This window comes from Variovorax sp. AC103 (assembly GCF_979254005.1).
Window position 1 is genome coordinate 98,341 of sequence record NZ_CEEDFC010000007.1, and the last position, 25,548, is coordinate 123,888.

At 66.6% G+C, this 25,548-nt stretch carries 32 protein-coding genes; 3 read left to right on the plus strand and 29 right to left on the minus strand.

Annotation, left to right across the window (positions count from 1 at the left end):
• Positions 1–24 precede the first annotated feature (24 nt).
• From tatC to AC0IYU_RS12560, 9 genes are all read right to left on the minus strand, one after another.
• Positions 25–834 carry a twin-arginine translocase subunit TatC gene (tatC, locus tag AC0IYU_RS12520; protein WP_472117080.1) on the minus strand — a complete coding sequence of 270 codons (810 nt, stop codon included), beginning with the start codon at positions 832–834 and terminating at the stop codon, positions 25–27.
• A gap of 66 nt (positions 835–900) precedes the next feature.
• Positions 901–1,374 carry a Sec-independent protein translocase protein TatB gene (gene tatB, locus AC0IYU_RS12525; RefSeq protein WP_472117084.1) on the minus strand — a complete coding sequence of 158 codons (474 nt, stop codon included), beginning with the start codon at positions 1,372–1,374 and terminating at the stop codon, positions 901–903.
• A gap of 13 nt (positions 1,375–1,387) precedes the next feature.
• Positions 1,388–1,630 (minus strand): Sec-independent protein translocase subunit TatA, encoded by a 243-nt coding sequence (gene tatA / locus AC0IYU_RS12530; RefSeq protein WP_116912174.1) that lies wholly within the window; start codon positions 1,628–1,630, stop codon positions 1,388–1,390.
• Positions 1,631–1,695: 65 nt separating this feature from the next.
• Positions 1,696–2,055, minus strand: a complete 360-nt coding sequence (locus AC0IYU_RS12535) for a histidine triad nucleotide-binding protein (protein ID WP_472117086.1) — start codon at positions 2,053–2,055, stop codon at positions 1,696–1,698.
• Positions 2,045–2,434 (minus strand): DUF4870 family protein, encoded by a 390-nt coding sequence (locus tag AC0IYU_RS12540; RefSeq protein WP_472117089.1) that lies wholly within the window; start codon positions 2,432–2,434, stop codon positions 2,045–2,047. The genes AC0IYU_RS12535 and AC0IYU_RS12540 overlap by 11 nt, the downstream gene beginning before the upstream one ends.
• Positions 2,435–2,461: 27 nt before the next feature.
• The gene (locus AC0IYU_RS12545; protein ID WP_435482812.1) at positions 2,462–2,860 is read right to left on the minus strand and encodes a phosphoribosyl-ATP diphosphatase; all 399 of its coding nucleotides are present in this window, start codon (positions 2,858–2,860) and stop codon (positions 2,462–2,464) included.
• Complete coding sequence (gene hisI, locus AC0IYU_RS12550; protein WP_435441364.1) at positions 2,857–3,246, minus strand: phosphoribosyl-AMP cyclohydrolase; 390 nt, start codon at positions 3,244–3,246, stop codon at positions 2,857–2,859. Before hisI ends, AC0IYU_RS12545 begins: the two co-directional genes overlap by 4 nt.
• A gap of 67 nt (positions 3,247–3,313) precedes the next feature.
• Entirely contained in the window at positions 3,314–4,099 is a 786-nt protein-coding gene (gene hisF / locus AC0IYU_RS12555; protein WP_435482811.1) for an imidazole glycerol phosphate synthase subunit HisF, read from the minus strand.
• 31 nt (positions 4,100–4,130) lie between these two features.
• Positions 4,131–4,964 carry a D-hexose-6-phosphate mutarotase gene (locus AC0IYU_RS12560; RefSeq protein ID WP_472117092.1) on the minus strand — a complete coding sequence of 278 codons (834 nt, stop codon included), beginning with the start codon at positions 4,962–4,964 and terminating at the stop codon, positions 4,131–4,133.
• Between the two features lie 144 nt (positions 4,965–5,108).
• On the opposite strand from AC0IYU_RS12560, the gene AC0IYU_RS12565 reads away from it, so the two are divergent.
• From AC0IYU_RS12565 to AC0IYU_RS12575, 3 genes are read left to right on the plus strand one after another with little or no spacing between them, the layout of a single operon-like run.
• Complete coding sequence (locus AC0IYU_RS12565; protein WP_435441367.1) at positions 5,109–6,416, plus strand: dicarboxylate/amino acid:cation symporter; 1,308 nt, start codon at positions 5,109–5,111, stop codon at positions 6,414–6,416.
• An 11-nt stretch (positions 6,417–6,427) separates the two neighbouring features.
• Positions 6,428–7,327 carry an amino acid ABC transporter substrate-binding protein gene (locus tag AC0IYU_RS12570; protein WP_472117449.1) on the plus strand — a complete coding sequence of 300 codons (900 nt, stop codon included), beginning with the start codon at positions 6,428–6,430 and terminating at the stop codon, positions 7,325–7,327.
• A gap of 53 nt (positions 7,328–7,380) precedes the next feature.
• Positions 7,381–8,820, plus strand: a complete 1,440-nt coding sequence (locus tag AC0IYU_RS12575; protein ID WP_472117094.1) for a hypothetical protein — start codon at positions 7,381–7,383, stop codon at positions 8,818–8,820.
• 12 nt (positions 8,821–8,832) lie between these two features.
• Here the strand turns inward: AC0IYU_RS12575 and AC0IYU_RS12580 are convergent, their stop codons facing one another.
• The 20 genes from AC0IYU_RS12580 to AC0IYU_RS12675 form a co-directional block, all read right to left on the minus strand.
• A complete protein-coding gene (locus AC0IYU_RS12580) occupies positions 8,833–10,005 on the minus strand; it encodes an AAA family ATPase (RefSeq protein WP_472117097.1) in 1,173 nt (390 codons plus the stop codon).
• A gap of 19 nt (positions 10,006–10,024) precedes the next feature.
• Positions 10,025–10,765, minus strand: a complete 741-nt coding sequence (hisA, locus tag AC0IYU_RS12585; RefSeq protein ID WP_472117100.1) for a 1-(5-phosphoribosyl)-5-[(5-phosphoribosylamino)methylideneamino]imidazole-4-carboxamide isomerase — start codon at positions 10,763–10,765, stop codon at positions 10,025–10,027.
• A 62-nt stretch (positions 10,766–10,827) separates the two neighbouring features.
• Positions 10,828–11,484 carry an imidazole glycerol phosphate synthase subunit HisH gene (gene hisH, locus AC0IYU_RS12590; RefSeq protein ID WP_435441372.1) on the minus strand — a complete coding sequence of 219 codons (657 nt, stop codon included), beginning with the start codon at positions 11,482–11,484 and terminating at the stop codon, positions 10,828–10,830.
• 19 nt (positions 11,485–11,503) lie between these two features.
• Positions 11,504–12,121, minus strand: a complete 618-nt coding sequence (hisB, locus tag AC0IYU_RS12595) for an imidazoleglycerol-phosphate dehydratase HisB (RefSeq protein WP_472117104.1) — start codon at positions 12,119–12,121, stop codon at positions 11,504–11,506.
• Positions 12,118–13,209 carry a histidinol-phosphate transaminase gene (gene hisC, locus AC0IYU_RS12600; RefSeq protein WP_472117107.1) on the minus strand — a complete coding sequence of 364 codons (1,092 nt, stop codon included), beginning with the start codon at positions 13,207–13,209 and terminating at the stop codon, positions 12,118–12,120. The genes hisB and hisC overlap by 4 nt, the downstream gene beginning before the upstream one ends.
• A complete protein-coding gene (locus tag AC0IYU_RS12605; RefSeq protein WP_472117109.1) occupies positions 13,206–13,553 on the minus strand; it encodes a hypothetical protein in 348 nt (115 codons plus the stop codon). Before AC0IYU_RS12605 ends, hisC begins: the two co-directional genes overlap by 4 nt.
• 5 nt (positions 13,554–13,558) lie before the next feature.
• On the minus strand, positions 13,559–14,383 hold the full coding sequence (locus AC0IYU_RS12610; protein WP_472117112.1) for a hypothetical protein: 825 nt from the start codon (positions 14,381–14,383) through the stop codon (positions 13,559–13,561).
• 35 nt (positions 14,384–14,418) lie between these two features.
• Complete coding sequence (gene hisD, locus AC0IYU_RS12615; RefSeq protein ID WP_472117114.1) at positions 14,419–15,789, minus strand: histidinol dehydrogenase; 1,371 nt, start codon at positions 15,787–15,789, stop codon at positions 14,419–14,421.
• Positions 15,790–15,805: 16 nt separating this feature from the next.
• Positions 15,806–16,447: an ATP phosphoribosyltransferase gene (gene hisG / locus AC0IYU_RS12620; RefSeq protein WP_435441378.1), complete on the minus strand. Its 642-nt coding sequence runs from the start codon at positions 16,445–16,447 to the stop codon at positions 15,806–15,808.
• Positions 16,444–17,733, minus strand: coding sequence for a UDP-N-acetylglucosamine 1-carboxyvinyltransferase (gene murA / locus AC0IYU_RS12625; RefSeq protein WP_472117117.1), 1,290 nt, complete (start codon positions 17,731–17,733; stop codon positions 16,444–16,446). Before murA ends, hisG begins: the two co-directional genes overlap by 4 nt.
• 40 nt (positions 17,734–17,773) lie before the next feature.
• Positions 17,774–18,016: a BolA family protein gene (locus tag AC0IYU_RS12630; RefSeq protein ID WP_007835251.1), complete on the minus strand. Its 243-nt coding sequence runs from the start codon at positions 18,014–18,016 to the stop codon at positions 17,774–17,776.
• 17 nt (positions 18,017–18,033) lie between these two features.
• Complete coding sequence (locus AC0IYU_RS12635; RefSeq protein WP_472117120.1) at positions 18,034–18,798, minus strand: ABC transporter permease; 765 nt, start codon at positions 18,796–18,798, stop codon at positions 18,034–18,036.
• Positions 18,795–19,742 (minus strand): ABC transporter ATP-binding protein, encoded by a 948-nt coding sequence (locus AC0IYU_RS12640; RefSeq protein ID WP_472117123.1) that lies wholly within the window; start codon positions 19,740–19,742, stop codon positions 18,795–18,797. The genes AC0IYU_RS12635 and AC0IYU_RS12640 overlap by 4 nt, the downstream gene beginning before the upstream one ends.
• Positions 19,743–19,775: 33 nt before the next feature.
• The gene (locus tag AC0IYU_RS12645) at positions 19,776–20,051 is read right to left on the minus strand and encodes an STAS domain-containing protein (protein ID WP_435441381.1); all 276 of its coding nucleotides are present in this window, start codon (positions 20,049–20,051) and stop codon (positions 19,776–19,778) included.
• A 4-nt stretch (positions 20,052–20,055) separates the two neighbouring features.
• The gene (locus AC0IYU_RS12650) at positions 20,056–20,715 is read right to left on the minus strand and encodes an MlaC/ttg2D family ABC transporter substrate-binding protein (protein ID WP_472117126.1); all 660 of its coding nucleotides are present in this window, start codon (positions 20,713–20,715) and stop codon (positions 20,056–20,058) included.
• A 162-nt stretch (positions 20,716–20,877) separates the two neighbouring features.
• Positions 20,878–21,594, minus strand: a complete 717-nt coding sequence (locus tag AC0IYU_RS12655; protein WP_472117129.1) for an MlaA family lipoprotein — start codon at positions 21,592–21,594, stop codon at positions 20,878–20,880.
• Between the two features lie 35 nt (positions 21,595–21,629).
• The gene (gene mlaD, locus AC0IYU_RS12660; protein WP_435441384.1) at positions 21,630–22,130 is read right to left on the minus strand and encodes an outer membrane lipid asymmetry maintenance protein MlaD; all 501 of its coding nucleotides are present in this window, start codon (positions 22,128–22,130) and stop codon (positions 21,630–21,632) included.
• 136 nt (positions 22,131–22,266) lie between these two features.
• Positions 22,267–23,049, minus strand: a complete 783-nt coding sequence (gene mlaE / locus AC0IYU_RS12665; protein WP_472117132.1) for a lipid asymmetry maintenance ABC transporter permease subunit MlaE — start codon at positions 23,047–23,049, stop codon at positions 22,267–22,269.
• 82 nt (positions 23,050–23,131) lie between these two features.
• On the minus strand, positions 23,132–23,992 hold the full coding sequence (locus AC0IYU_RS12670; protein WP_472117135.1) for an ABC transporter ATP-binding protein: 861 nt from the start codon (positions 23,990–23,992) through the stop codon (positions 23,132–23,134).
• A gap of 66 nt (positions 23,993–24,058) precedes the next feature.
• On the minus strand, positions 24,059–25,537 hold the full coding sequence (locus tag AC0IYU_RS12675; protein WP_472117138.1) for a glutamate synthase subunit beta: 1,479 nt from the start codon (positions 25,535–25,537) through the stop codon (positions 24,059–24,061).
• Positions 25,538–25,548: the final 11 nt, after the last annotated feature.

Consider the following 25,548-nt stretch of genomic DNA (forward strand, 5'->3'; position numbering starts at 1 on the left):
CCCTCGGGCTTTGCGCGCCGGAACTCAGCTGGACGCCGAGTCGGCGCCTTCCTCTTCTTCCGGTTTCTTGCCGGAGCTGGCGAAGTACTTGGCACCGATGATGCCCACCTCGTACAGCAGGCACATCGGCACCGCCAGCGCCAGCTGCGACACCACGTCGGGCGGCGTGAGCACGGCGGCCACGACGAACGCGACCACGATGAAGTAGCCGCGGAAGGACTTCAGCTTCTCGATGGTCACCATCTCGAAGCGCACCAGCAGCATCACCACGATCGGCACCTGGAAGGCCACGCCGAAGGCGATGTACAGCGACAGGATGGCCTCGACGTACGAGGAAATGTCGGGCGTCGCCTGCACAGCGGCTGGCGCAAAGCGCTGGATGAAGCTGAACATCTTGTCCAGCACGAACAGCTGCACGAAGGCGATGCCGCCGTAGGCCAGCAGGCTGCCGAAGAAGATCAGCGGCAGCGCGAACTTGCGCTCATGGCTGTAGAGCCCGGGCGCCACGAACATCCACGCCTGGTACATGAGCCAGGGCAGTGCCAGCAGCACGGCGGCCATCATCAGCACCTTCAGCGGCACGAAGAACGGCGAGAACACGCCGATGGCGATCAGCTTGGCGTCGTGCGGCATGTGCGCCTTGATCGGCATCGCGATGATGTCGATCAGCCCGCCGGGGCCCGGCCAGATGGACAGCAGGATGCCCGCGATGACCAGGCCGTAGACGCAATAGAGCAGGCGGTCGCGAAGCTCGACCAGGTGAGCCACGAACGGCTGTTCGGTGCCCGCCAGCTCGTCTTCTTTGTCGTTGTTCTTGTTGTCGGAATCGGCCATTGGAAAAGAAGATAGCGTGACGTCGGCCGGCGTGCGGCGCTCGGGGAACGCGGTGGTGGGGGTGCGCTAGTTGATCTTGTTGATCGTGTGGGGGCGGAAGCGGGCGACCCGTGCCGCACCCGACAGCGCCTTGGTGCGCACGCCGTTGCGCGACTTGTACCACTGCGGTGTGGCGCCCTGCTTCAGCCGCCAGTTCTTGCGCGGGTGCCGGTACTCCGGCGGCGGTGGCGGCTCGGGTTCGGCCAGCGCCGAGAGTGTTTCGCCCGAAGAACCGCTGAACTGCTTTTCGAAGTCGCTCGCACCGGTGTGGATGCTGTGCTCGACGTCGCGCGCCGCATCCTCCACGGTGGTCTTCATCTTGCGGAGCTCGTCCAGCTCCATCGAGCGGTTGACTTCGGACTTGACGTCGTTCACGTAGCGCTGCGCCTTGCCGAGCAGGGTGCCCACGGTGCGTGCCACGCGCGGCAGCTTCTCCGGACCGATGACGATCAGCGCCACGACGCCGATCAGCGCCAGCTTCTCGATACCGAGGTCGAACACGTGCGGTCCGCGCTCAGGACTTCTGACGCGCTTCGACGTCGATGGTCGACTTGTCGTTGACCGGCTGGCCGGTCACTTGCTGGGCGGGTGCCGACGTGCCGGCGGGCGCGTCTGCGCTGCCGTCCTTCATGCCGTCCTTGAAGCCCTTGACGGCGCCGCCAAGGTCGGAGCCCATGTTGCGTAGCTTCTTGGTGCCGAAGATCATGACCACGACGAGCAGCACGATCAGCCAGTGCCAGATGGAAAAAGAACCCATGGAGAACTCCTAAGAATGTGTCCGATTTTAGTCGGGCGAAATGTGACAGTTTGGCTTAAGCGTACTCAGCCGCGAAGCCATGGCCGGGGACCGCCCATGACATGGACATGGAGATGGTGAACCTCCTGCCCGCCCTCGTTGCCGGTGTTGACGACCACCCGGAAACCACCCTCCGGATAGGGCTTGCAGCCCTGCTCCAGCGCCAGCCGGGGCGCCAGGGTCATGATCTTGCCCATGAGCGCCGCGTCGTCGGGCGTGAGCTGCGCCATCGACGCGATGTGCTTCTTGGGCACCACCATGAAATGCACCGGCGCCCACGGCGCGATGTCGTGAAAGGCGAACAGGTCGTCGTCTTCGTAGACCTTGCGCGAGGGGATCTTGCCTTCGACGATCTTGCAGAAGACGCAGTTCGGGTCAGATGACATCTTTGGATTCCATGGGACGGCTGTCGTTCATACGGATCATGCCTTTCACGATCCGGTACAGGAACCACAGCGAAATCAGGCTCCAGGCGATCCAGCCCGGAATGAAGAAGAGCAGCCAGAGCCACGAGGTCACGATGTAGAGCAACCCGGCCCACAGCACGGAGCGGATGCGCCAGCTGAAATGCGACGCCTGCCAGGTGCCGGCCGCATCGTCGCGCTTGACGAAATCGATCACCAGCGCGATCAGCAGGAGCAGCACCGACGCCTGCGCCCCCGGCACGACGGCGCCGATGGCCACGATCAGGTGCAGGATGTAGCTGACCCAGCCCCAGGTCTTGAGGGAGTCGTCGGGTTCCACGTTCACGATGTCGTTGGCCATGAGGGATGTCCTTTCAACCGTTAACCGTTAACCGTTGCCAGCTTCGCGGGCCTGCACCTTGCGCAGCGCCTTTTCCTCGATGCCGCTGGTGCCCTCGCGGCGCTCGAGCTCCGCGGTGACGTCGGCAGGCGAAAAACCGTAGTGCGCCAGCGCCACCATGGTGTGGAACCACAGGTCGGCCACTTCGTTCACTATTTTCGAGCGGTCGCCGCCGTGGTCGGCGTCCTTGGCCGCCATCACGACCTCGGTGGCTTCCTCGCCGATCTTCTTGAGGAAGGCGTCGGGCCCCTTGTGCAGCAGCCGGGCGGCGTAGCTTTTTTCGGGGTCGCCGCCGTTCGCGGGCAGGCGGCTCTCGATGACGGCGGCCAGGCGCGCCAGGGCGTCTACGGACGAGGAGGGGCTGGGGGTGTTCACCGTGGCCGTCATTTGTAGATCGATTCCGGGTCTTTCAAGACGGGTTCGACCACCGTCCACTGGCCCTTGTCGTACTTGCTGAAGAAGCAGCTGTGGCGACCGGTGTGGCAGGCGATGCCGGGCTCGTGGCCGAGCTGGGTGACCTTGAGCAGCACCACGTCGTTGTCGCAGTCCAGCCGGATCTCGTGCACCGTCTGCACATGGCCCGACTCCTCGCCCTTGAACCACAGCTTGTTGCGCGAGCGGCTGAAATACACCGCACGGCCCAGCTCGGCGGTCTTTTCGAGCGCCTCGCGGTTCATCCAGGCGAACATCAGCACGTCGTTGCTGCCCTGTTCCTGCGCGATGACCGGCACCAGGCCGTTCGCGTCCCACTTCACTTCATCGAGCCATTTCATCGCGGTATTGTCGGGGATAGAAAAAGACCCTTGAGGGGCGTTCGAACGGCCCCCCGGGGGCGCTGGCTCAGCGGTCGATCCGCACGGGAATGCCCCGCGCGGCCATGCGGGCCTTGGCTTCGCCCACCGTGTGCTCGCCGTAGTGGAAGATGCTGGCCGCCAGCACCGCGTCGGCGCCGCCGGTCTGGATGCCGTCGGCCAGGTCGTCCAGGCTGCCCACGCCGCCCGAGGCGATCACCGGCACGCTGACGGCATTGCTCACCGCGCGGGTCAGCTCCAGGTCGAAGCCGCTCTTGGTGCCGTCGCGGTCCATGCTGGTCAGCAGGATCTCGCCGGCGCCGCGGCGCGCCATCTCGGTGGCCCATTCGACGGCATCCAGGCCGGTGTTCTTGCGCCCGCCGTGGCTGTACACGTCCCAGCCCGCGCCGCGCGTGGCGGCCTCTTCGGGGCTGCGGCGCTTGGCGTCGATGGCGACCACGATGCACTGCGAGCCGTACTTCTGCGAGGCGTCGTCGATCACGTTCGGGTCGGCGATGGCGGCGGAGTTGAAGCTGGTCTTGTCGGCGCCCGCGTTGAGCAGCCGGCGCACGTCGGCCACGGTGCGTACGCCGCCGCCCACGGTCAGCGGAATGAAGACCTGCGAAGCCACCGCTTCGATGATCGGCAGGATCAGGTCGCGGCCGTCGCTGGTGGCGGTGATGTCGAGGAAGGTGAGCTCGTCGGCGCCCTGCGCGTTGTAGCGTGCGGCAATCTCGACCGGATCGCCCGCGTCGCGCAGTTCGAGGAAGTTGACGCCCTTGACGACACGGCCGCCGGTGACGTCGAGGCAGGGAATGATGCGTTTGGCAAGCATGGGGTAGACCAGGAAGGAAGCAGAGAAAGAATCAGAGCACGCGCAGCTGTTGCCAGCCCTGCCATTGGGCGCCGGGCGCGAGCAGCACGGGCTCGTCGATCCGGGCAGCCTCCACGCACAGCATGTGGCGGAAGCCGTCCGCGGGCATGTCGGCGAGTTTCGCACCGAGCACCGCGCCGGGGTTCCACACCACCGTTTCGCTGCAGCTCGCGCTTTGCGAGATTTCGAGCTTGCCGCCCGGCTGCACCAGCCGCAGCGGCTGGGCGGGCGCGGCATACACGCTGTCGAACTCTGCATCGAAATGCAACGCCGCCGCGGTTTCCACATGGCGGTCGTCGCGCAGCGAATCCCAGCGGTTGGCACCCTGCAGGCCTTCCAGCCGCACATTGGCGATGTCGTCCACGCGCAGGTAGGTGTGCAGTGCCGCAGCAAAGGTCCAGGGCGCACGGTCGAGGTTGACCAGCGTGAGCGCCGTGCGCAGCTGGCCGCGCGACAGGGTGGCTTCGAGCCGCGCCTCGAAAGCGTGCGGCCAGAGCTTGCGGGTGGCTTCGGCGTCGCGCAGCGTCAGCCGCAGCGTGTCTGGCGCGTCCGACGGCTCGTGCTTCCAAGGCAAATTGCGCATGAATCCATGCTTGGGCAACATGCCGCGCTGGTTGAACTGGGGGCAGCAAACGGGCACGCCGCCGCGGATGGCCGTCTGCCCGTCGAACACCGCCGAAGGGCTCAGGTAAAGCCTTTCCACCCCGTCGCCCGCCGTCCAGGAGAGCACTTGCGCGCCGTGCAAAGCGACGGTGAGGGTGCTTTCGTCAGGGCCTGTGGCGCGCAGTGCGGGCTGGCCGCGAAACTCGATCGGGGTGATTTCCATGGCGAGAATTGTAGGCAGCGCCCGCGCCGTGGCACGGAACTGGCGTCCCGGGCCATTGCGTGCACGGGGCCTTCTTGGATACCCTGTGACCGCTTCAGTCCCGTGCTCGAAAAAATCACTCTCACACGACAAAAGGGGATATGCATGAAGAAAAAGCTGCCGATGGCCGCCTGGATCCTGATCGCCATGGTGCTCGGCATCATCGTGGGCTACATGATCTTCACGAGCTTCCCGGACAAGAAAGCCGCCAAGGAGATCGCCGACTACGTCTCCATCGTCTCGGACGTGTTCCTGCGCCTGATCAAGATGCTGATCGGCCCGCTGGTGTTCTCCACGCTGGTGGTGGGCATCGCGCACATGGGCGACGCCAAGTCGGTGGGCCGCGTGTTCGGCAAGGCCATCGGCTGGTTCCTGACCGCCTCGCTGATCTCGCTGGTCATCGGCCTGATCATGGCCAACCTGCTCAAGCCCGGCGAGAACCTGGGCCTGCCGCTGCCCGACATCGGCGCCTCGGCCAACCTGGCCACCTCCAAGTTCACGCTGAAAGACTTCGTGAGCCACACGGTGCCCAAGTCGTTCGTGGAAGCCATGGCCAACAACGAGATCCTGCAGATCGTGGTGTTCTCGATGTTCTTCGGCGTGGCGCTCGCCTCGCTCGGCGACAAGGCGAAGACGCTGGTGGCGGCCATCGAGGAGCTTTCGCACGCCATGCTCAAGATCACGGGCTACGTGATGAAGCTCGCGCCGCTCGCGGTGCTGGCCGCCATGGCCGCCACGGTGGCCGTCAACGGGCTGGGCATCCTGCTGAAGTTCGCGGTGTTCATGGGCGACTTCTATCTCGGCCTGTTCGTGCTGTGGAGCGTGCTGGTGCTGGCGGGCTTCCTGTTCCTGGGGCCGCGCGTGTTCAAGCTGCTCGTGCTCATCAAGGAGGCCTTCCTGCTGTCGTTTGCCACGGCCAGTTCGGAAGCCGCGTATCCGAAGATCCTGCAGGCGCTCGACCGTTTCGGCGTGAAGCGCAAGATCTCCAGCTTCGTGATGCCGATGGGCTATTCGTTCAACCTGGACGGCTCCATGATGTATTGCACCTTCGCCGTGCTGTTCATCGCGCAGGCCTACAACATCCACATGCCGATCAGCACGCAGGTCACGATGCTGCTGATCCTGATGCTCACCTCCAAGGGCATGGCCGGCGTGCCGCGCGCCTCGCTGGTGGTGATTGCCGCCACGCTGAACCACTTCGACATTCCCGAGGCCGGCCTGCTGCTGATCCTTGGGGTGGACACCTTCCTCGACATGGGCCGCTCGGCCACCAACGCGGTGGGCAACTCCATCGCCACCGCGGTGGTCGCCAAGTGGGAGGGCGAGTTGCTTTCCGAGAGCGACGCCGAGGTCAACGCCCGGGCCATCGACGAGGAGGCCAACGCCACGCTCGCCCACCCGGCGCACGCGTGAGCAGGCACGCCATGAAGCGCATCGGCACGCTTGCATCCGCCGGCGCCGCGCTGCTCGCGGCCCTGGTGCTGGCGGTTTCCGCTCAGGCGCAGGAGCTCACCGGCACGCTGGCCAAGGCGCGTTCCACAGGCGCCATCACCCTCGGCTACCGCGAGTCGTCGGTGCCCTTCTCGTACCTCAATGCGCGCAAGGAACCCATCGGCTACTCCGTGGAGCTCTGCCGCTCGCTGGTGAGCTCCATCGAGGACGCGGTGAACAAGAGCCTCACCATCAAGTGGGTGCCCGTGACCTCGGACTCGCGCATCGACGCCGTCGCCAGCGGCAAGGTCGACCTGGAGTGCGGCTCCACCACCACCAACCTCGAGCGGCAGAAGCGCGTGAGCTTCTCGCCCACCATGTTCGTCTCGGGCACCAAGGTGCTGGTGCAGAAGGGCTCGCCGATCAAGTCGTTCCGCGACCTGGCCGGCAAGAAGGTGGCCGTGACGGCCGGCACCACCAACGAGAAGACGCTGCGCGAGCTGTCGGAAAAGTTCAAGCTCGGCATCAACCTGATCGTGACGCCCGACCATGCGGAGTCCTTCGGGCTGGTGAAGGGCGGACAGGCCGACGCCTTCGCCACCGACGATGTGCTGCTCTACGGCCTGATCGCGCAGGACGCCGCCAAGTCGAACTACGAGGTGGTCGGCGACTTTCTCTCCTACGACCCCTACGGGATCATGTACCGCAAGGACGACGCGCAGCTCAACAAGCTGGTCGTCGACGCCTTCCAGGTGCTGGCGGAAGACGGCGAAATCGAGCGGCAGTACAAGCGCTGGTTCCTGCGCAAGCTGCCCTCGGGGGAGAGCCTCAACCTGCCGATGAGCGCGCAGCTGGAAACGATCATCCAGACGATGTCGGTGAAGGCCGAGTAGCCCAGGGCGCGACAGGGGCTGCCGCCCCGGGCCGTGTGCAACACTGCGGCCCGATGCCACCCAGCCCCGACACGCCCCCCCTCGCCGACCTGCTCGCCCTCGACCGCCGCTGCGAGGCCACCTGGCAGGCGTTGAGCGACACCCTCGAACGACACCTGCGCACCGGGCGCCTCGACGAAGCCCTTGCGCTAGCGCGTGCCGTTCCGCCCGACGACGCCGCGCTGGCCTGCCGGGACCACACCTTCCTGTTCTGGGCCGCCGTCGCCGAAGCCACGGCCGGCGACACGCCCGCGGCACTGGCCCACGTGCAGAACGCATACCGGCACGGCTACCGCGCCTTCTGGGACTTTGCCGCCCGCCGGGTGCCGGAAGACGAAAGCAGCGCCCTCAAGCGACCGCTACATGCCAACGCGCAGATCCAGGCCTGGGTCGACTCGGTGTTCGACGGCACCGTGGGCGACTGGGGCATGGACCCGCAGCGCACGCCCTTCTGCTGGTTCGAGCAGGGCCAGCTCACGCTCGCCAAGGCGCGCTGCGCCATCGGCAACACGCTGCTGCACAAGGGTGCGCCGGTCTACAGGTTCAGGTTCTTCAACGGCTCCTTCGACATTCCGACCGAGTTTGCGGTGGCCGACGTCGAAGCCTTCGACAACGACCCCGCCGCCACGGCCAACCGCCAGCACTACCAGGCCCGCAGCTACGCGCTGCAGGCGCATGCGTTCAAGGTCGGCTATGCGCATCCGCGCGTCCATGCCTTCTGGCGCACGCTGGACAGCTTCGACCTCGACGCCACGCTGGCGCTCATTGCCGAGCCGCCGCTGCACGAACTGCACCGGGGCACCGGCGGTGAGTTCGTCAACCTGCTGCATGCGCTGGTGCAATGCGGTCACCTCGACGCCATCGTGCACCGGCTGCTTGCACTGCCTGCGCACATGGCGCTGTTGCTGATGTGCTTCGACGTGCCCGACATCCGGGCTCGCGCGGCCGCCCACCTGGGCCTGCCCGAACTGCCGGCGCTGTTCGAACTGGCGCTCACGCCTTGCGCGCGCAAGAGCCCGGCCGACGTCTGCCGGCTGATCGACTTCGGCGCCCGGCATCCGCAGTTCCGGCGGCTGCTGGCCACGGTGCTGGCGCGCTACGCGCTGCACAGCTACGACAACTACAACCCGGGCATCAACTGGTTCTTCCAGGCCTTCGCGGGCTTTGCGCTCGCACGCGGCGGCGGCCTGCTCGATTTTCTGGTGACCGAACCCGAGCTGCTGCCGGTGCTGCACCGCATGAAGACGCAGGCGGTGTGCGACGACCACGGCAACGACCTGCCTGCGCTGCATCGCACCCTGGTGCTGAACATGGCGTGGAGCGGCCACCCCGACCTGGCGGACTGGCGCGCCGTGCCGGCCACCATGCCGGACCGCACGCGCTTCGCGGCCTCGCACCGCAAGACCGAAGGCGTGATCGCCAGCGCGGCCTTTCGGGCGCTGGCGCGGGCCTGAGACACGCAAGCCCTAGCGCGCCGGCCACTCCCAGCGCGGGATCTCGCTCATGTCCAGGTTGGCGATACGCGTTTCGCCGAACTGCTTGTCGAGCACCACCGATTTCAGGTCGTCGCTGTCTTCCAGCGCGGCGATCAGCCGCGCGGCATGCGACACCACGATCACCTGCGACTGGCGCGCCGCCTGCGCGATGAGGCGGCCGAGCGCGGGAAGCAGGTCGGGGTGCAGGCTGGTCTCGGGCTCGTTGAGCACAAGCAGCGCTGGCGCGCGGGGCGTGAGCAGGGCCGCGATCCACAACAGGTAGCGCAGGGTGCCGTCGGACAGCTCGGCGGCGGTCAGGGGGCGCAACAGGCCGTGCTGGTGCATCAGCGTCTCGAAGCGGTCGCCGGCCACCTGGACTTCGACGCGGGCTCCCGGAAAGGCGTCGTCCACGGCTCGGTCGAGCGCTTCGCCGTCGCCGATCTCGCGGATGGTCTGCAGCGCCGCGGCCAGGTCGGCGCCGTCGTCGGCCAGCACGGGCGTGTAGGTGCCCAGCTGTGGCTGGCGCGCGGGCGCCTCGGCATCGGAACGGAAATGGTCGTAGAAGCGCCAGGAGCGCATCTGCTCGCGCAGCGTGAGCATCTCGGGCGCGTCGCGCGGGTCGGCATGCTCGGTCATCATGCTGGCGAAGGCCGGCATCGGGCGGCCGACGGCCTGCCAACCCTTGCCGTCGCGAAGGCGCAGCGCAGCACCCTTGCGGTCGACCAGTTGCGTGGAGGGGCGCAGCAGCGGGCCGCTCCAGATGGCCTCGTGCTTGATCTGCGGGTCGCGCGAAAAAGCCGTCGACGGAATCGGCGGCGGCAGGCCGATGTCGATGGCATAGCCGAAATCTTCACTCTGGACACCGGCAAAGCCCAGCTTCAGCGCCACCGGCTCGCTGCGCGTGGTGCCTTGCACGGGCACCTCGCCACGCAGCATGGCAGCCGAAAACCGCTCGGGCCCGGCCCACAGCGTGGAAGACAGGCCGCCTTCGCGGACCAGCGAGCGGATCACGCCGCCGTTGGCAATGTCGGCCAGCAGCCGCATCGCCCGGTACACGCTCGATTTGCCGCTGCCGTTGGCCCCGGTCACGACCGTGAGCCGGCCCAGCGGCACCGTCAGCTGGCGCAGCGAACGGTAGTTGGCAATGGCGAGCGCGGAGAGCACGCGCTGCGCGAAAAGGGCTTCAAACCGCCAGTTCGTCCGCGCGGGCTTGCGCCGCGGCGAAATCGAGGTCGCCCGAATAGATGGCGCGGCCGCAGATGACGCCCTCGATGCCATCGGACTCGACGGCGCAGAGGTTGTCGATGTCCAGCATGTTCGACAGGCCACCCGAGGCGATCACCGGAATGGTCAGCGCCCGCGCCAGCTTGACGGTGGCTTCGATGTTGATGCCCGAGAGCATGCCGTCGCGGCCGATGTCGGTGTAGATGATCGACTCGACGCCGTAATCCTCGAATTTCTTGCCCAGGTCGGCCACCTCGTGGCCCGTGAGCTTGCTCCAGCCGTCGGTGGCGACCTTGCCGTCCTTGGCGTCCAGGCCCACGATGATGTGGCCGCCGAAGGCGCTGCAGGCGTCCTTCAGGAAGCCCGGGTTCTTGACCGCGGCGGTGCCGATGATCACGTAGCGCAGGCCGTCGTCGATGTAGCGCTCGATGGTGTCGAGGTCGCGAATGCCGCCGCCCAGCTGCACCGGAATGTCGTCGCCGACTTCTTGCAGGATCGCCTTGATGGCCGCGTGGTTCTGCGGCTTGCCGGCGAAGGCCCCGTTCAGGTCGACCAGGTGCAGCCTGCGCGCGCCCGCCGTGACCCACTTGCGGGCCATGGCGGCGGGGTCTTCGCTGAAGACGGTGGACTGGTCCATGTCGCCCTGCTTGAGGCGAACGCAGTGGCCGTCCTTGAGATCAATGGCGGGAATGAGGAGCATGGAAGTGACGCGAGTGTGCGGAGTCCGGGCTGTGGGAGGTTCGGCCCGGACAGAAAAAAGGTTCAGGGATTCCAGTGGAGGAAGTTGCGATAGAGCTGCAACCCATGGTCCGCACTCTTCTCCGGGTGGAACTGGGTGGCAAAAATATTATCGCGTGCAATGGCTGCGGTAAAGCTCGCGCCGTAATCCGCTTCGCCCACGCTGTGCTTGGGGTCGACCGGGCAGGCGTAGAAGCTGTGCACAAAATAGAAATAGCTGTCGTCGGGCACGCCCGCCCACACGGCGTGCGGCTGGGCCTGGCGCACCTGGTTCCAGCCCATCTGCGGCACCTTGAAGCGGCTGCCGTCGGGCTGCAGGCGCCCGGCCAGGTCGAACTTGACGACCTCGCCCGGAATAAGGCCCAGGCCGTCGGTCGGGCCTTCATGGCTGCGCGACAGCATCATCTGCATGCCCACGCACACGCCGAACAGCGGCTTGCTGGCGGCCGCCTCGAGCACCGACTCCTGCAGGCCCGACTCGCGCAGTTCGCGCATGCAGTCGGGCATGGCGCCCTGCCCTGGCAGCACCACGCGGGTGGCCTTGCGGACCACGTCGGGGTCGGAGGTGACGAACACTTCCACGCCCACCTGGTCGGCCGCATGGCGCACGGCCTGCGACACGGAATGCAGGTTGCCCATGCCGTAGTCGACGACCGCCACGGTATTTGCTACGGATTTCATAGCTGTTCGACGGCGCGTTTCACAGCGATCCCTTGGTCGACGGGATCACCCCGACGGAGCGGGGGTCGAGCTCCAGCGCCCCGCGCATGGCGCGCGCGAAGGCCTTGAACACGGTTTCGCACTGGTGGTGCGCGTTGATGCCCTTGAGGTTGTCGATGTGCAGCGTGACGAAGGCGTGGTTCACGAAGCCCTGGAAGAACTCGTAGGTGAGCTGGCTGTCGAAGGTGCCGATCATCCCGCTGGTGAAGGGCACATGCATCACGAGGCCCGGGCGACCGGAGAAGTCGATGACCACGCGGCTCAGTGCTTCGTCGAGCGGCACGTAGGCATGGCCGTAGCGGCGGATGCCCTTCTTGTCGCCGATGGCCTTGGCCACGGCCTGGCCGAAGGTGATGCCCACGTCCTCCACCGTGTGGTGACCGTCGATGTGCAGGTCGCCCTGGCAATCGATGTCGAGGTCGATCAGCCCGTGCCGGGCGATCTGGTCGAGCATGTGGTCGAAGAAACCGATGCCGGTCGAGAGCCTGGCCTTGCCGGTGCCGTCCAGGTTGACGCTGACGGTGATCTTGGTTTCCGCGGTGTTGCGGGTGACAGACGCGATGCGCTCGCCGCTGTCCTGGGAGGTGGGGGTGTTCATAGTGAGGCTTCGAGCGCCGCGAGCATCCGCGCATTCTCGTCGGCGGTTCCGACGGTGAGGCGCAGGCAGTTGGCGAGCAGTTCGTGCATTTTAGAAACGTTCTTCACCAGCACCCCGCGCGCCTTCATGCCCTCGAAGGTCCTGGTGGCATCGGGCACGCGCAAAAGGATCATGTTGGCGTCGCTGGGCCAGGTCTTCACGCCGGGCAGGCGGCCGAGACCCATCATCAGTCGCTCGCGCTCCTCGCGGATCTGCCGGGCCTGGGCCTCGAACACCTCGGCGTGTTCCAGCGCGAACAGCGCGCACTCGCAGTTGAGCACGCTGATGTTGTAGGGCGGGCGCACCTTGTCGATCTCGGCGATCAGCGCGGCAGGCCCCATCAGGTAGCCCAGGCGGATGCCGGCCAGGCCGAACTTGCTGAGCGTGCGCATCAGCAGCACATGGCCGTGCGCCGCAAGCCGGTCGATGTAGCTCCTGGCGGCGAACGGCTGGTAGGCCTCGTCGATCACCACCAGGCCGCCCTGCGCGCCCTGGGCCTGGACGATCTTCTCGATGACGGCGTCGTCCCAGAGGTTGGCGGTCGGGTTGTTCGGGTAGGCCAGGTAGACGATGGCGGGCTTCTCTCGCGCGATGGCAGCCAGCATGGCGGCCTCGTCGAGCTCGAAATCGGCCGTGAGCGGCACGCCGACGAACCGCAGGCCCTGCAGCTGCGCGCTCATGGCATACATCACGAAGCCGGGCAGCGGCGCCAGCACCGTGGCGCCAGGCTGGTCGCAGGCGATGTCGAGCAGCGAAATCAGCTCGTCGGAGCCGTTGCCCAGCATCAGGGAGAAGCCTTCGGGCATCTGCGCATGGGCGGCGAGCGCACGCTGCAGGTGGGCGCCGCGTTCGCCCGGATACCGGTTGAGCGCCAGCGCGCCGAGCCGCGCGCCCAGCTCGGCCTGCAGCGCGGGCGGCAGCCCGAAGGGGTTTTCCATCGCGTCGAGCTTGATGAAGCCGCTGGCGTCCTGGACCGCATAGGCATGCATGGCCCGCACGTCGTTGCGGATACGGTCGAGCGGGGAGCGGGCGGATTCTGGAACGGTCATCGGGTGCAGCGGTAGCTGTTTTTCAGGGCGCCGGCCATGACCAGTTGAACGGGCATGTCGGCTTCGTAGCTGTCGGCGTTGCGGCTCAGCTCGGTCTGGTAGAGCGAACGGGCCATGGCGGGTTCTAGGCGGCGGCCCTCGACGCAGAACACGGGCGCCTGCCCGTTGCGCTGCGAAGCCTCGACGCCTTCGCGCAGGCCTTCGAGCACGCCGACCAGGTAGTAGCTGGCGTAGGCCTTGCCGTCCTTCTCGCTGGCTTCGAGCGTGCGCAGTTCGCGGATGCTCATGGCCTGCGCGCCGGCGGCGGCCACCAGCGCGAGAAGCAGGAAAGCGGCCCGCTTCATCGGCATCATTTGCGGTAGCGCGGCGCCGGCGCGAAGGCGCCGTCGGCCGGAAAGGCACTGGGCTGCGACGGGGTGGCGTCGCGGCGCTGGCGGCGGGGAGCGTCTTTTTCTTCGAGCTCGAACAGCGCGGCGCCGATCACGCCGATGTTGCGCACGTCGCCGGCGTCGGTGTTCGCGGCATAGGCACGGCCCGGCGCCGCGAAGCGGAAGGCTGCGACCTCGTTCTGGCTCTTGCGGAAACCCTCGATGGTCAAGGCCTGCAACGGGCGCAGCACGTAGCCCCCGTTGCGCAGGCTGCCGGGCTTGCCGTTCAGCACGTCCAGCCCGTCGACCGTGGCGATGACCTCGTAGCTGCGCTCGCCGAGGTTGCGAAAGCGCAAGGTGTAGCGCGAGCCCTGGACGCCGGCCAGGCGGAACATGTCTTCTGCGCCTGCGCCACGGCGCGCGCGCTGCAGCGGCAGGGGCTGGCCGTCTTCGTCGAGCACCGACCATTCGATGTCGCCGTCGGCCAGCATCAGGCTCAGTCGGCGTTCCGGGTTGTTGCCCACCGCGCGGCGCACGGCCGATGCTTCGTTGTAGCCGAGCGAAGCCACGTCGTCCGGCTGGGCGGACAGGCGCCTGGTGACGACCGCCTGCGTCTTCGACTCGCGGCCCTCGCCCCACTGCGTGCCGAGCTGCGGCGCGGGTGCGGCGCTGGGTGTTGCGTTGGCGGCCGGCGGGTCGCTGATCACTTGCCGCGGCATCTGGCTGCAGGCAGCCAGCAAGGCGGCGCCCGCGACGAGCCCCGCGGCGAATCTGAACAGACGCGAACGACAGAGACGGTCAATCATCTTGCTTGCTCCTCCCGGAGGCTTGTCATGGGGGCTCAGATCTTACGCAGCCGCATGCGGGCGGCTTCGGCGTGCGCCTGCAGGCCCTCACCTTCGGCCAGCGTGACGGCGATGGGGCCCAGCACCTGGGCGCCGGCCTCGCTGACCTCGATCAGGCTGGAGCGCTTCTGGAAGTCGTACACGCCCAGCGGGCTCGAAAAGCGCGCCGTGCCGCTGGTGGGCAGCACGTGGTTCGGGCCGGCGCAGTAGTCGCCCAGGCTCTCGCTGGTGAAGGCCCCCAGGAAGATCGCGCCGGCGTGGCGCAGCAGCGGCTCCCACCGGTCGGGTTCGCTGCTGCTCACTTCCAGGTGTTCGGGGGCGATGCGGTTGCTGATCTCGCAGGCCTCTTCCATGCTCTTCGTGTGGATCAGCGCGCCGCGGCCGTTGAGCGAGGCGGCGATGATTTCGGCGCGCGGCATCGTGGGCAGCAGGCGGTCGATCTCGGCCTGCACGCGCTCGATGTAGGCGGCGTCGGGGCACAGCAGGATGCTCTGGGCCAGCTCGTCGTGCTCGGCCTGGCTGAACAGGTCCATGGCCACCCAGTCGGGCGGTGTGCTGCCGTCGGCCAGCACCAGGATTTCGCTGGGCCCCGCGATCATGTCGATGCCCACGGTGCCGAACACGCGGCGCTTGGCGGCCGCCACGTAGGCGTTGCCGGGGCCGGTGATCTTGTCGACGGCAGGAACGGTGGCGGTGCCGTACGCCAGGGCGGCCACGGCTTGTGCACCCCCGATGGTGAAGGCGCGGGTGACGCCGGCCACGTAGGCGGCGGCAAGCACGAGCACGTTGCGCTCGCCCTTCGCGGACGATTGACCGCCCGCCCCCCCCGTGGCCACGCTGCCCTTCACGGGCGTCGGGACCACCATGATGATTTCGCCGACACCGGCCACATGGGCCGGAATGGCGTTCATCAGCAGGCTGGACGGATAGGCCGCCTTGCCGCCGGGCACGTAGATGCCCACGCGGTCCAGCGGCGTGACCTTCTGGCCCAGCAGCGTGCCGTCCACGTCGCGATAGCTCCAGCTTTCGCCGCTGGCCTTCTTCTGCGCCTCGTGGTAGCTGCGAACGCGGTCGGCCGCGGCCTGCAACGCCGTGCGCTGGTGTTCGGGCAGGGAATCGAAGGCTTCCTTGAAATCGGCCTGCGTGAGCTCGAGTTCGGGCACGGTGGCCGCGCCGAGTCCGTCGAAGCGGCGCGTGTACTCGAGCACCGCCGCGTCGCCGCGCGTGCGCACATCGGCCAGGATGTCGGCCACCACCTTCTCGATGGCCGCGTCCGCGTCCGCGGACCAATGCAGCCGCGCCTTGAATTCAGCATCGAAGCTGGCTGAAGTCGTGGAGAGTCGGGCGGGGGCTGCTTTCAGAGTCATGGGGTTCAGGCGGAAGTCAGACGGAGGGAATGGCGGACGCGAACGCGTCGATGATGCGGCGGATGGGCTCGCGCTTGAGCTTGAGCGCGGCCTGGTTCACGACCAGGCGCGCGCTGATGTCCATGATGCGCTCCACCTCGACGAGGTGGTTGGCCTTGAGCGTGTTGCCGGTCGAGACGAGGTCGACGATGGCGTCGGCCAGGCCCGTGAGCGGCGCCAGCTCCATGCTGCCGTAGAGCTTGATCAGGTCGACGTGCACGCCCTTGCTGGCGAAGAAGTCGCGCGCCAGGCCCACGTACTTGGTCGCCACGCGCAGGCGCGAGCCCTGCTTCACGGCCGAGGCGTAGTCGTAGTCGTTGCGCACGGCCACGCTCAGGCGGCAGGCCGCGATGCGCAGGTCCAGCGGCTGGTACAGGCCCTGGTTGCCATGCTCGAGCAGCACGTCGGAACCCGTCACGCCGAGGTCGGCGCCGCCGTACTGCACATAGGTGGGCACGTCGGAGGCGCGCACCAGCACCACGCGCACGTCGGGGCGGGTGGTGTCGAGAATGAGCTTGCGCGATTTCTCGGGGTCTTCCGTGACCTCGATGCCGGCGGCGGCCAGCAGGGGCATCGTCTCTTCGAAGATGCGGCCTTTGGAAAGTGCCAGGGTGATCATGCGGCGGCTCCTGTCACACGTTCGATGTCGGCGCCGAGGCCGCGCAGCTTGGCTTCCATGCGGTCGTAGCCCCGGTCCAGGTGGTAGATGCGGTCGACCAGCGTCTCGCCCTCGGCCACGAGGCCGGCGATGACGAGGCTGGCGGACGCGCGCAGGTCGGTGGCCATCACGGTGGCGCCGGAGAGCTGCTGCACGCCCTCGACCATCGCCACCTTGCCCTCGACGTGGATGCGCGCGCCCAGGCGCACCATCTCGTTCACGTGCATGAAACGGTTCTCGAAGATGGTTTCGGTGACCATCGAGGCGCCGCGCGCAATGACGTTCAGGGCCATGAACTGGGCCTGCATGTCGGTCGGAAAGCCCGGGTATTCGGTGGTGCTGAAGCTTTGCGCCTTCAGGGTCTGGTGCGCCGGGCCCTTCGAGGCGATGCGCACGCCGTCCTTTTCGCAGGCGACGGTGCAGCCCGCATCGCGCAGCTTGTCGATCACGGCGTCCATGTGGTCGCCGCGCGCATGGCGCAGGAAGGCCTCGCCGCCCGTGGCCGCGACGGCGCACAGGAAGGTGCCGGCTTCGATGCGGTCGGCCACCACGGCGTGTTCGCAGCCGTGCAGCTTTTCCACGCCCTGGATGCGGATGTGGCTGGTGCCGTGGCCTTCGATCTTCGCGCCCATGCGGATCAGCATCTCGGCCAGGTCGACGATCTCGGGCTCCTGCGCGGCGTTCTCGAGCAGGGTTTCGCCCTCGGCCAGCGCGGCCGCCATCAGGAAGTTCTCGGTGCCGGTGACGGTGACCATGTCGGTCAGGATGCGCGCACCCTTCAGGCGGGTGCGGCCCTCGGGCAGCCGCGCGAGCATGTAGCCGTGGTCGACCACGATTTCCGCGCCCATGGCCTGCAGGCCCTTGATGTGCTGGTCGACAGGCCGCGAGCCGATGGCGCAGCCGCCGGGCAGCGACACCTTGGCATGGCCGAAGCGCGCCAGCAGCGGGCCCAGGGCCAGCACGGAGGCGCGCATGGTCTTCACGAGTTCGTAGGGCGCCTCGGGGTTGCCCAGGTCGCCTGCGTCGAGTTGCACGGTGCCGTTGTCGTCGCGCTCGGCTGTCACGCCCATGTTGCGCACGAGCTTGAGCATGGTCGACACGTCCTGCAGGCGCGGCACGTTGTGCAGCGTCACGGGCTGATCGGTCAGCAGCGCCGCGCACAGCTCGGGCAGCGCGGCGTTCTTGGCGCCGGAAATGAGTACTTCGCCGCGGAGCTCTCGCCCGCCGCGAATCAGAAGTTTGTCCATCGAAATTCCAGCGAAATCAGGGCCCCGCAGGGCCGGAACGTTATTTTTCCACTGCGGCCCATTCGGCCGGCGTGTAGGTCTTCATCGAAAGCGCATGCACCTCGTCGGTGTGCATTTTCGCACCGAGGGTGGCGTAGACCCGCTGATGGCGCTGAATGGCGCGCTTGCCCTCGAACTCGGCCGAGACGATGGTGGCGTACCAATGCCGGCCGTCCCCCTCGAGCGTGATGTGCTCGCACGGAAGATGGGACTGGATCAGGGCCTGGAGTTGTTCGGCGGTCATAGGGTGTGGAAAAACGTTCAGCTGCGGATCTTGTAACCGATGCGCAGGAGGTGGACGGCAATGGCGCTCACCACCAGCCAGGCGGTGCCGACGATGCCCAGGCTCAGCCAGGGCGAGGCGTCGCTCACGCCGAAGAAGCCGTAGCGGAAGCCGTCGATCATGTAGAAGAACGGGTTCAGGTGGCTCACCTTCTGCCAGAAAGGCGGCAGCGAACCGATCGAATAGAACACGCCCGACAGGAAGGTCATGGGCATGATCAAGAAGTTCTGGAACACGGCCATCTGGTCGAACTTCTCGGCCCAGAGGCCGGCGATGAGGCCCAATGTGCCCAGCATGGCGGCGCCCAGGAACGCGAACGCGATGATCCAGAGCGGCGCCACGAAGCTGGGCATGGCAAAGAACATGGTGACCAGGAACACGCCAAGCCCCACGGCCAGCCCGCGAATGATCGACGAGCCCACGTACGCGAAGAACCAGCCCCAGTGCGACAGCGGCGTGAGCAGCACGAACACCAGGTTGCCCATGATCTTGCTCTGGATGATCGACGACGAGCTGTTGGCGAACGCGTTCTGCAACACGCTCATCATCACCAGGCCCGGCACCAGGAACGCGGTATAGGGCACGGTGCCGTAGACCGTGACGCGGCCTTCGAGCACGTGGCCGAACACCATGAGGTACAGCAGCGCTGTGAGCACCGGCGCGCCGACGGTCTGGAAACCGACCTTCCAGAAGCGCAGCGTCTCCTTATAGAGCAGCGCGCGCCACCCGGTTACGGCCATCATCGCGCGACCTCCAGGGGCGTCTGCTCGCCCGCCATCAGGTCGATGAACACGTCTTCCAGGTCGGCCTTGCGCATTTCCACGTCTTCCACCGCGACGCCGGCTTCGCGGATCGCGGCCAGCAGTTGTTCGACTTCATGGGCGTTCTGTGCGGGCAGTTGCACGATGCGCCCGGTGATGCGCGCATGCTGGGCAATGGCCCAGGGCAGCATGGCGTCGGTCTTGAAGCGCAGCACGTTGCTCGCGGCCGACTTCAGCAGCTCGCTGGTGCGGTCGAGCGCAATCACGCGGCCCTGCTTGAGCATTGCGATGCGGTTGCACAGCGCCTCCGCCTCTTCGAGATAGTGGGTGGTCAGCAGCACGGTACTGCCCTGCTTGTTGAGCCTGGCGACGAACTGCCAGAGCGTCTGGCGCAACTCGACGTCCACGCCGGCCGTGGGCTCGTCCAGCACGATCACCGGCGGCTTGTGCACCAGCGCCTGCGCCACCAGCACCCGGCGCTTCATGCCGCCCGACAGCTGGCGCATGTTGGCCGTCGCCTTGTCTGCGAGGCCCAGGCTTTGCAGCAGCTCGTCGATCCAGGCTTCGTTGTTCTTGATGCCGAAGTAGCCCGACTGGATGCGCAGCGACTCGCGCACGTTGAAGAAGGGGTCGAACACCAGCTCCTGCGGCACGATGCCGAGCTGGCGGCGCGCCTCGGCGAAGTCGCGCTGGACATCGAAGCCGTGCACGCTGATGGCGCCGGCCGTGGGGCGCGACAGGCCCGCGAGCATGCTGATCAGGGTGGTCTTGCCCGCCCCGTTGGGCCCGAGCAGGCCGAAGAACTCGCCGGGCTCGATCTGGAATGTGACCTCGTCGACCGCCTGCAGCCCTTGCTTGCCTTGGGCTTTCTGTTGTCGGGAGGGGGGGTAGGTCTTGGAGACCGATTGGAATGAGATCGCGGGCATGGGAGCCCGCGATTTTACCGGGCCGTTACTTTTTCAGGGCGCGGCGGGCAAAAGGCCCGCAACACCATACAGCGCCGCCAGCTCGCGCAGCCGGGGAGACAGGCCCTTCACCGAGAAGCCGCGACCCAGCGCACTGGATTCGCGCCGGCATTCGAGCAGCACCGCCAGCGCCGACGAATCGAACTGGGCCAGCGCGGTGGCGTCCACCACGGTGGACGACGAATCGACCTGGCCCTTCAGCCCCTGCTGCAGCATGCGCATGCAGGCGGGGGCCTCGTCATGGGTCAGGCGCGTGGGCAGGACCAGCATCCGATCAGCCCTTGCTGTTGCCCTTGTTGCGCGCCGCAAGCGCCGCAATCAGGCCATCGATGCCGCTCTTGTTGATTTCCTGCGAGAACTGGGTGCGGTAGGTGTCGACCAGCCAGACGCCCAGCACATTGAGGTTGTAGACCTTCCATCCGGCGCCCTGGCCGGGGGTCTTCTCAAGGCGGTAGTCCAGCTGGACCGGGTCGCCGCGGCCCTTGACCTCGGTGCGCACCAGCACATCGGCATCGTCGGGCGAGCCGCGGAACGGACGCACGGTGACGGTTTGGTCGCTGACCTGGTCGAGCGCGCCGGCATAGGTGCGCACCAGCAAGGTCTTGAACTCTTCCTGCAGGCGCTTTTGCTGCTCCGGCGTGGCCGTGCGCCAGGCCGGGCCGACGGCCGAGGACGTCATGCGCTGGAAATTGACGTTGGGCATGATCTTGCTGTCGACCAGCAGCATGATCTTGTTGACGTCGCCCGACTTGATCGACTTGTCCGACTTGATGGTCTCGAGCACATCGGTCGAAATGCGCTTGACCAGCGCATCGGGGCTTTCGTCGGCAGCGCGTGCGGGGCTCACGAAGGTGGCGGCGGCGCTGAACAGCATGGCGCCAGCCAGCACCAGGTGGCCGAAGCCGCGTCGTTGCAGGATCATCTTGTTGTTCATGGAGAGGTCCCTCAGGTTTCGGATTTCGCGCAACACGCACCAGAACGGCGTGTCACGATAGAACGGGTTCGACAGGCCCCGGGCCTACCGGGTTCCTGTCGCGCAGGTGAAGCCTTGCAACGGAATGCAAGCGAGCCACCTGCGCCGGCCGCGCCCGGCTGGCTACTTGCCTGCGTCTTCGTCGGGGCCCTTGCCGTCGTGGACCAGGCTGAGCCGGCGTTGCAGGAAGGCGTCGCGCGTGAACGAATACTTGTCGAGCGCGGCGTCGTCGATCAGGCGACCGGCGCGCAGGTACTGCGAGCGCATGTCGACCGCGCGCAGCACGGTCAGCGAATTGCGCCACGCCACGTCGTTCATGGCGCTGAGCGGGTCGCCGTAGAAGTCGACCGGCTTGGCGACCGTGTCGCGAAGGGTCGAGGGGCCGAGCACCGGCAGCACGATGTACGGGCCTGCGCCCACACCCCAGCGACCGAGCGTCTGGCCGAAATCTTCGTCGTGGCGGTCGATACCGGCTTCGGTGGCGACGTCGAGCAGGCCGCCGAGACCGAAGAAGGTGTTGACGTTGACCCGCATGAAGGTCTCGGCGCTGTTCTGCAGCTTGAGCTGGGCCACGCTGTTCGCAAAACTCCAGACGTCGCCAAGGTTGCCGAAGAAGTTGTTCACCCCCGTACGCACCATCGAAGGCAGCACGTTGACGTAGACCGTGGACACAGGCACGAGCACGGCCTGGTCGAGCTTGTCGTTGAACGTGAACACGCCGCGGTTGAACGGTTCGAAAGGATCAGCCGGATTGGCATTGGGACCGGTGGCGCAACCGGCCACGAGTGCGAAGACCGCGGCCGCGCTGGTCCAGCGCGCGTATTTGGCTGTTTTGTTCATGACAGTCGAGGCGACATGCAAAAAGGATCGTGTTTTCATTTTTTATTGGGGGTGCCCTGCGCCGTGCCGGAGTTGGAACTCCCATCGGCGGCCTTGCTGTAGAGGAACTGGCTGATCAGGTTTTCCAGCACCACCGCGGATTGCGTCGCTGTGATGGTGTCGCCGGCCTGCAGGTTCTTCTCCTCGGCGCCCGCCTCGATCCCGATGTACTGCTCGCCGAGCAGGCCACTGGTCAGGATCTTGAGCGAACTGTCCTTGGGAAAACTGTAACGGTTTTGCAAAGCCAGTGTGACATCGGCCTGAAAGGTCTTGTCGTTGAAGGAGATGGATTCCACACGGCCGACCACCACGCCCGCGCTTCGGATCGCGGTCTGGGGCTTGAGCCCGCCGATGTTGTCGAAGCGCGCGGTCACCGAATAGGTCTTCTGGAAGTTCAGGCTCAGCAGGTTGGCCGACTGCAGCGCGAGAAACAGCAATGCGGCGGCGCCGATCAGCACGAACAGGCCGACCCAGATGTCATTGTTGGAACGTTGCATATCGACTCTTCCTAAATTCCTGCGGATTGACTCATTCGGGGAACACCGCAGAACCGGCTTTGCCGGGCTGCTGGAGTTGCCCCCTGCAAGGGGGTTGGCGGCCACACAAGGTGGGCAAGCCTGGGGGTGTACTCGTTCATATGCTGAACATCATGGCGGTCAGGAGGAAGTCCAGCCCCAGCACCGCCAGCGATGCCGTCACCACCGTGCGCGTGGTCGCGCGCGACACGCCTTCGGGCGTCGGCTGGGCTTCATACCCCTGCAGCAGCGCGATGAAGGTCACGGTGAAACCGAAGACGATGCTCTTGATGACGCCGTTGCCGACGTCGCGCCACACGTCGACGCCGCCCTGCATCTGCCCCCAGAACGCGCCCGGGTCCACACCCAGCATCAGCACGCCCACCACATAGCCGCCCATGATGCCGACCGCACTGAACACGGCGGCCAGCAACGGCATGGTGATGACGCCGGCCCAGAAACGCGGCGCGAGGATGCGCTGCACCGGGTCGACGGCCATCATTTCCATGGCGCTCAGTTGCTCGTCGGCCTTCATGAGACCGATTTCCGCAGTGAGCGACGTGCCGGCGCGCCCGGTGAACAGCAATGCCGCCACGACCGGTCCGAGCTCTCGCACCAGGCTCAGCGTGACCAGCAGGCCGAGTGCTTCGGCAGAGCCGTAGCGCTGCAGCGCGTAGTACATCTGCAGGCCCAGCACGAATCCCACGAACAAACCCGACACACCGATGATGGCGAGCGAGTAGTTGCCCAGGAAGTGGATCTGGTCGCGCACGAGGCTGAAGCGGCGCATGATCTGCGCGCCCGGCCCGAGCAGGCGCAGGAAGAGCTTCGCGCCATGCCCGAGGTGGGCCAGACGGCTGCGCACGGCAAAGCCGACATCGGCGGGCTTCCACCAACTCATGTTTGCCCCCACGTTCGGCACTTCGTGCCCTCACTGCCCCCCGAGTGGGGCTTCGCTTGCTCGGGGCGGCCCAGCGCAGCGCTCATGACCGCCCTCCTTCGACGTTGCCGAAGTCGTCTTCGATGCTGACACCGGGGTAGTGAAACCGCACGGGCCCGTCGGGCAATGCGTTCACGAACTGATGGACCAAAGGATCGACGCTGTTGCGCACGTCGTCGGGCGCGCCCTGCGCAGCGATGCCGCCGTTGGCCAGGATGATCACGTGGTCGGCGATGCGGAAGGTTTCTTCCAGGTCGTGCGACACGATGATGCTGGTGAGGCCGAGCGTGTCGTTGAGCTGGCGAATCAGCCGCGCCGCGGTGCCCAGCGAAATGGGGTCGAGTCCGGCGAAGGGTTCGTCGTACATCACGAGGTCTGGGTCGAGCGCAATGGCGCGCGCCAGCGCCACGCGCCGTGCCATGCCGCCCGACACCTCGCTGGGCATCATGTCGCGCGCGCCGCGCAGGCCGACGGCGTCGAGCTTCATGAGCACGATGTCGCGCACCAGCGCTTCGGACAACTGCGTGTGCTCGCGCAGCGGAAACGCCACGTTGTCGAACACGCTCATGTCGGTGAACAAGGCGCCGAACTGGAACAGCATGCCCATGCGGCGCCGCGCCGCGTAGAGCGCCGAGGCGTCGAACCTGACGACGTCCTGACCGTCGAAAAGAACCTCGCCGCGCTGTGCCTTCTGCTGTCCGCCGATCAGGCGCAGGACCGTGGTCTTGCCGCCGCCCGATGCGCCCATCAGGGCCGTCACCTTGCCGCGCGGCACGGTGAAGGACACGCCGTCGAGAATGGCGCGCGCGCCGTAGCCGAACGTGACGTTGCGGAACTCTACGAAGGGATGTTGCGGTGCGGCTGGGTCCATCTCAATAAAAAAGCCGGGCGCTTTTTCAAGCATCCCGGCATGCGGTTTCACGCGGATGATAACGGGGCCGCGACCGGACCCGCTAAATTGAAACAAAATTCATCGCGGCAAGTCGCTGAATCCCATCAGAAATTCATCGACCGAACGTGCCGCTTGACGGCCTTCGCGAATGGCCCACACCACCAGCGACTGGCCACGGCGGATATCGCCCGCGGCAAACACCTTCGGCACGTTGGTGGCATAGCCGCCGATGAAGTCGACCGTCGCGCGAGCGTTGCCGCGCGCGTCCTTCTCGACACCGAAGGCGTCCAGCACGGTGGCCACGGGACTGATGAAGCCCATGGCGAGCAGCACCAGGTCGGCCTTCAGCACCTGCTCGCTGCCGGCCACTTCCTGCATCTTGCCGTCCTTCCATTCGACGCGAACGGTCTTCAGGCCGGTGACCTTGCCCTTCTCGCCGATGAATTCCTTGGTGGAAATGGCGAACTCCCGCTCGCAGCCCTCTTCGTGGCTGGAACTGGTGCGCAGCTTGATCGGCCAGTACGGCCAGGTCATGGGGCGGTTCTCTTCCTCGGGTGGCTGCGGCATCAGTTCGAACTGCGTGACGCTCGCCGCGCCGTGGCGGTTGCTGGTGCCCACGCAGTCGGAGCCGGTGTCGCCGCCGCCGATCACGATCACGTGCTTGCCGTCGGCGCGCAACTGGCCCTTGACCTTGTCGCCCGCGTTGACGCGGTTCTGCTGCGGCAGGAACTCCATGGCGTAGTGAATGCCGTCCAGGTCGCGGCCGGGCACCGGCAGGTCGCGCGACTGCTCGGCGCCGCCGGTGAGCACCACCGCGTCGAATTCTTTCTGCAGCTGTTCGGGTGTGACGGTTTCCTTGGCGAGGTTGGTCACCTTGGAGCCCTTGCCCAGCGGGTCCTTCGCGGCGCCGACCATCACGCCGGTACGGAAGGTCACGCCCTCGGCCTTCATCTGCTCGACACGGCGGTCGATGTGGGTCTTCTCCATCTTGAAGTCGGGAATGCCGTAGCGCAGCAGGCCGCCGATGCGGTCGTTCTTTTCGAACAGCGTCACGTCGTGGCCCACGCGTGCCAGTTGCTGCGCAGCCGCCATGCCGGCCGGGCCCGAACCCACCACGGCCACCTTCTTGCCGGTCTTGTGCTTGGCGGCGCGCGGCGCCACCCAGCCTTCGTCCCAGGCGCGGTCGATGATCGCGTGCTCGATCGACTTGATGCCGATCGCGTCGTCGTTCACGTTGAGCACGCAGGCCGCTTCACAGGGCGCGGGGCAGATGCGGCCGGTGAACTCGGGAAAGTTGTTGGTCGAGTCGAGCACCGCGTAGGCGTTTTGCCAGTCGTCGCGATACACGAGGTCGTTGAAGTCCGGAATGATGTTGTTGACCGGGCAACCGCTGTTGCAGAACGGCGTGCCGCAGTCCATGCAGCGCGCGCCCTGCACCTTGGCCTGCTCGGGCGTCAGGCCGACGACGAATTCCTTGTAGTGCTTGACGCGCTCGTCGATGGGCTTGTAGCCCTCTTCGATGCGCTCATGCTCCATGAAGCCGGTGATCTTTCCCATCGTGCTTTCCT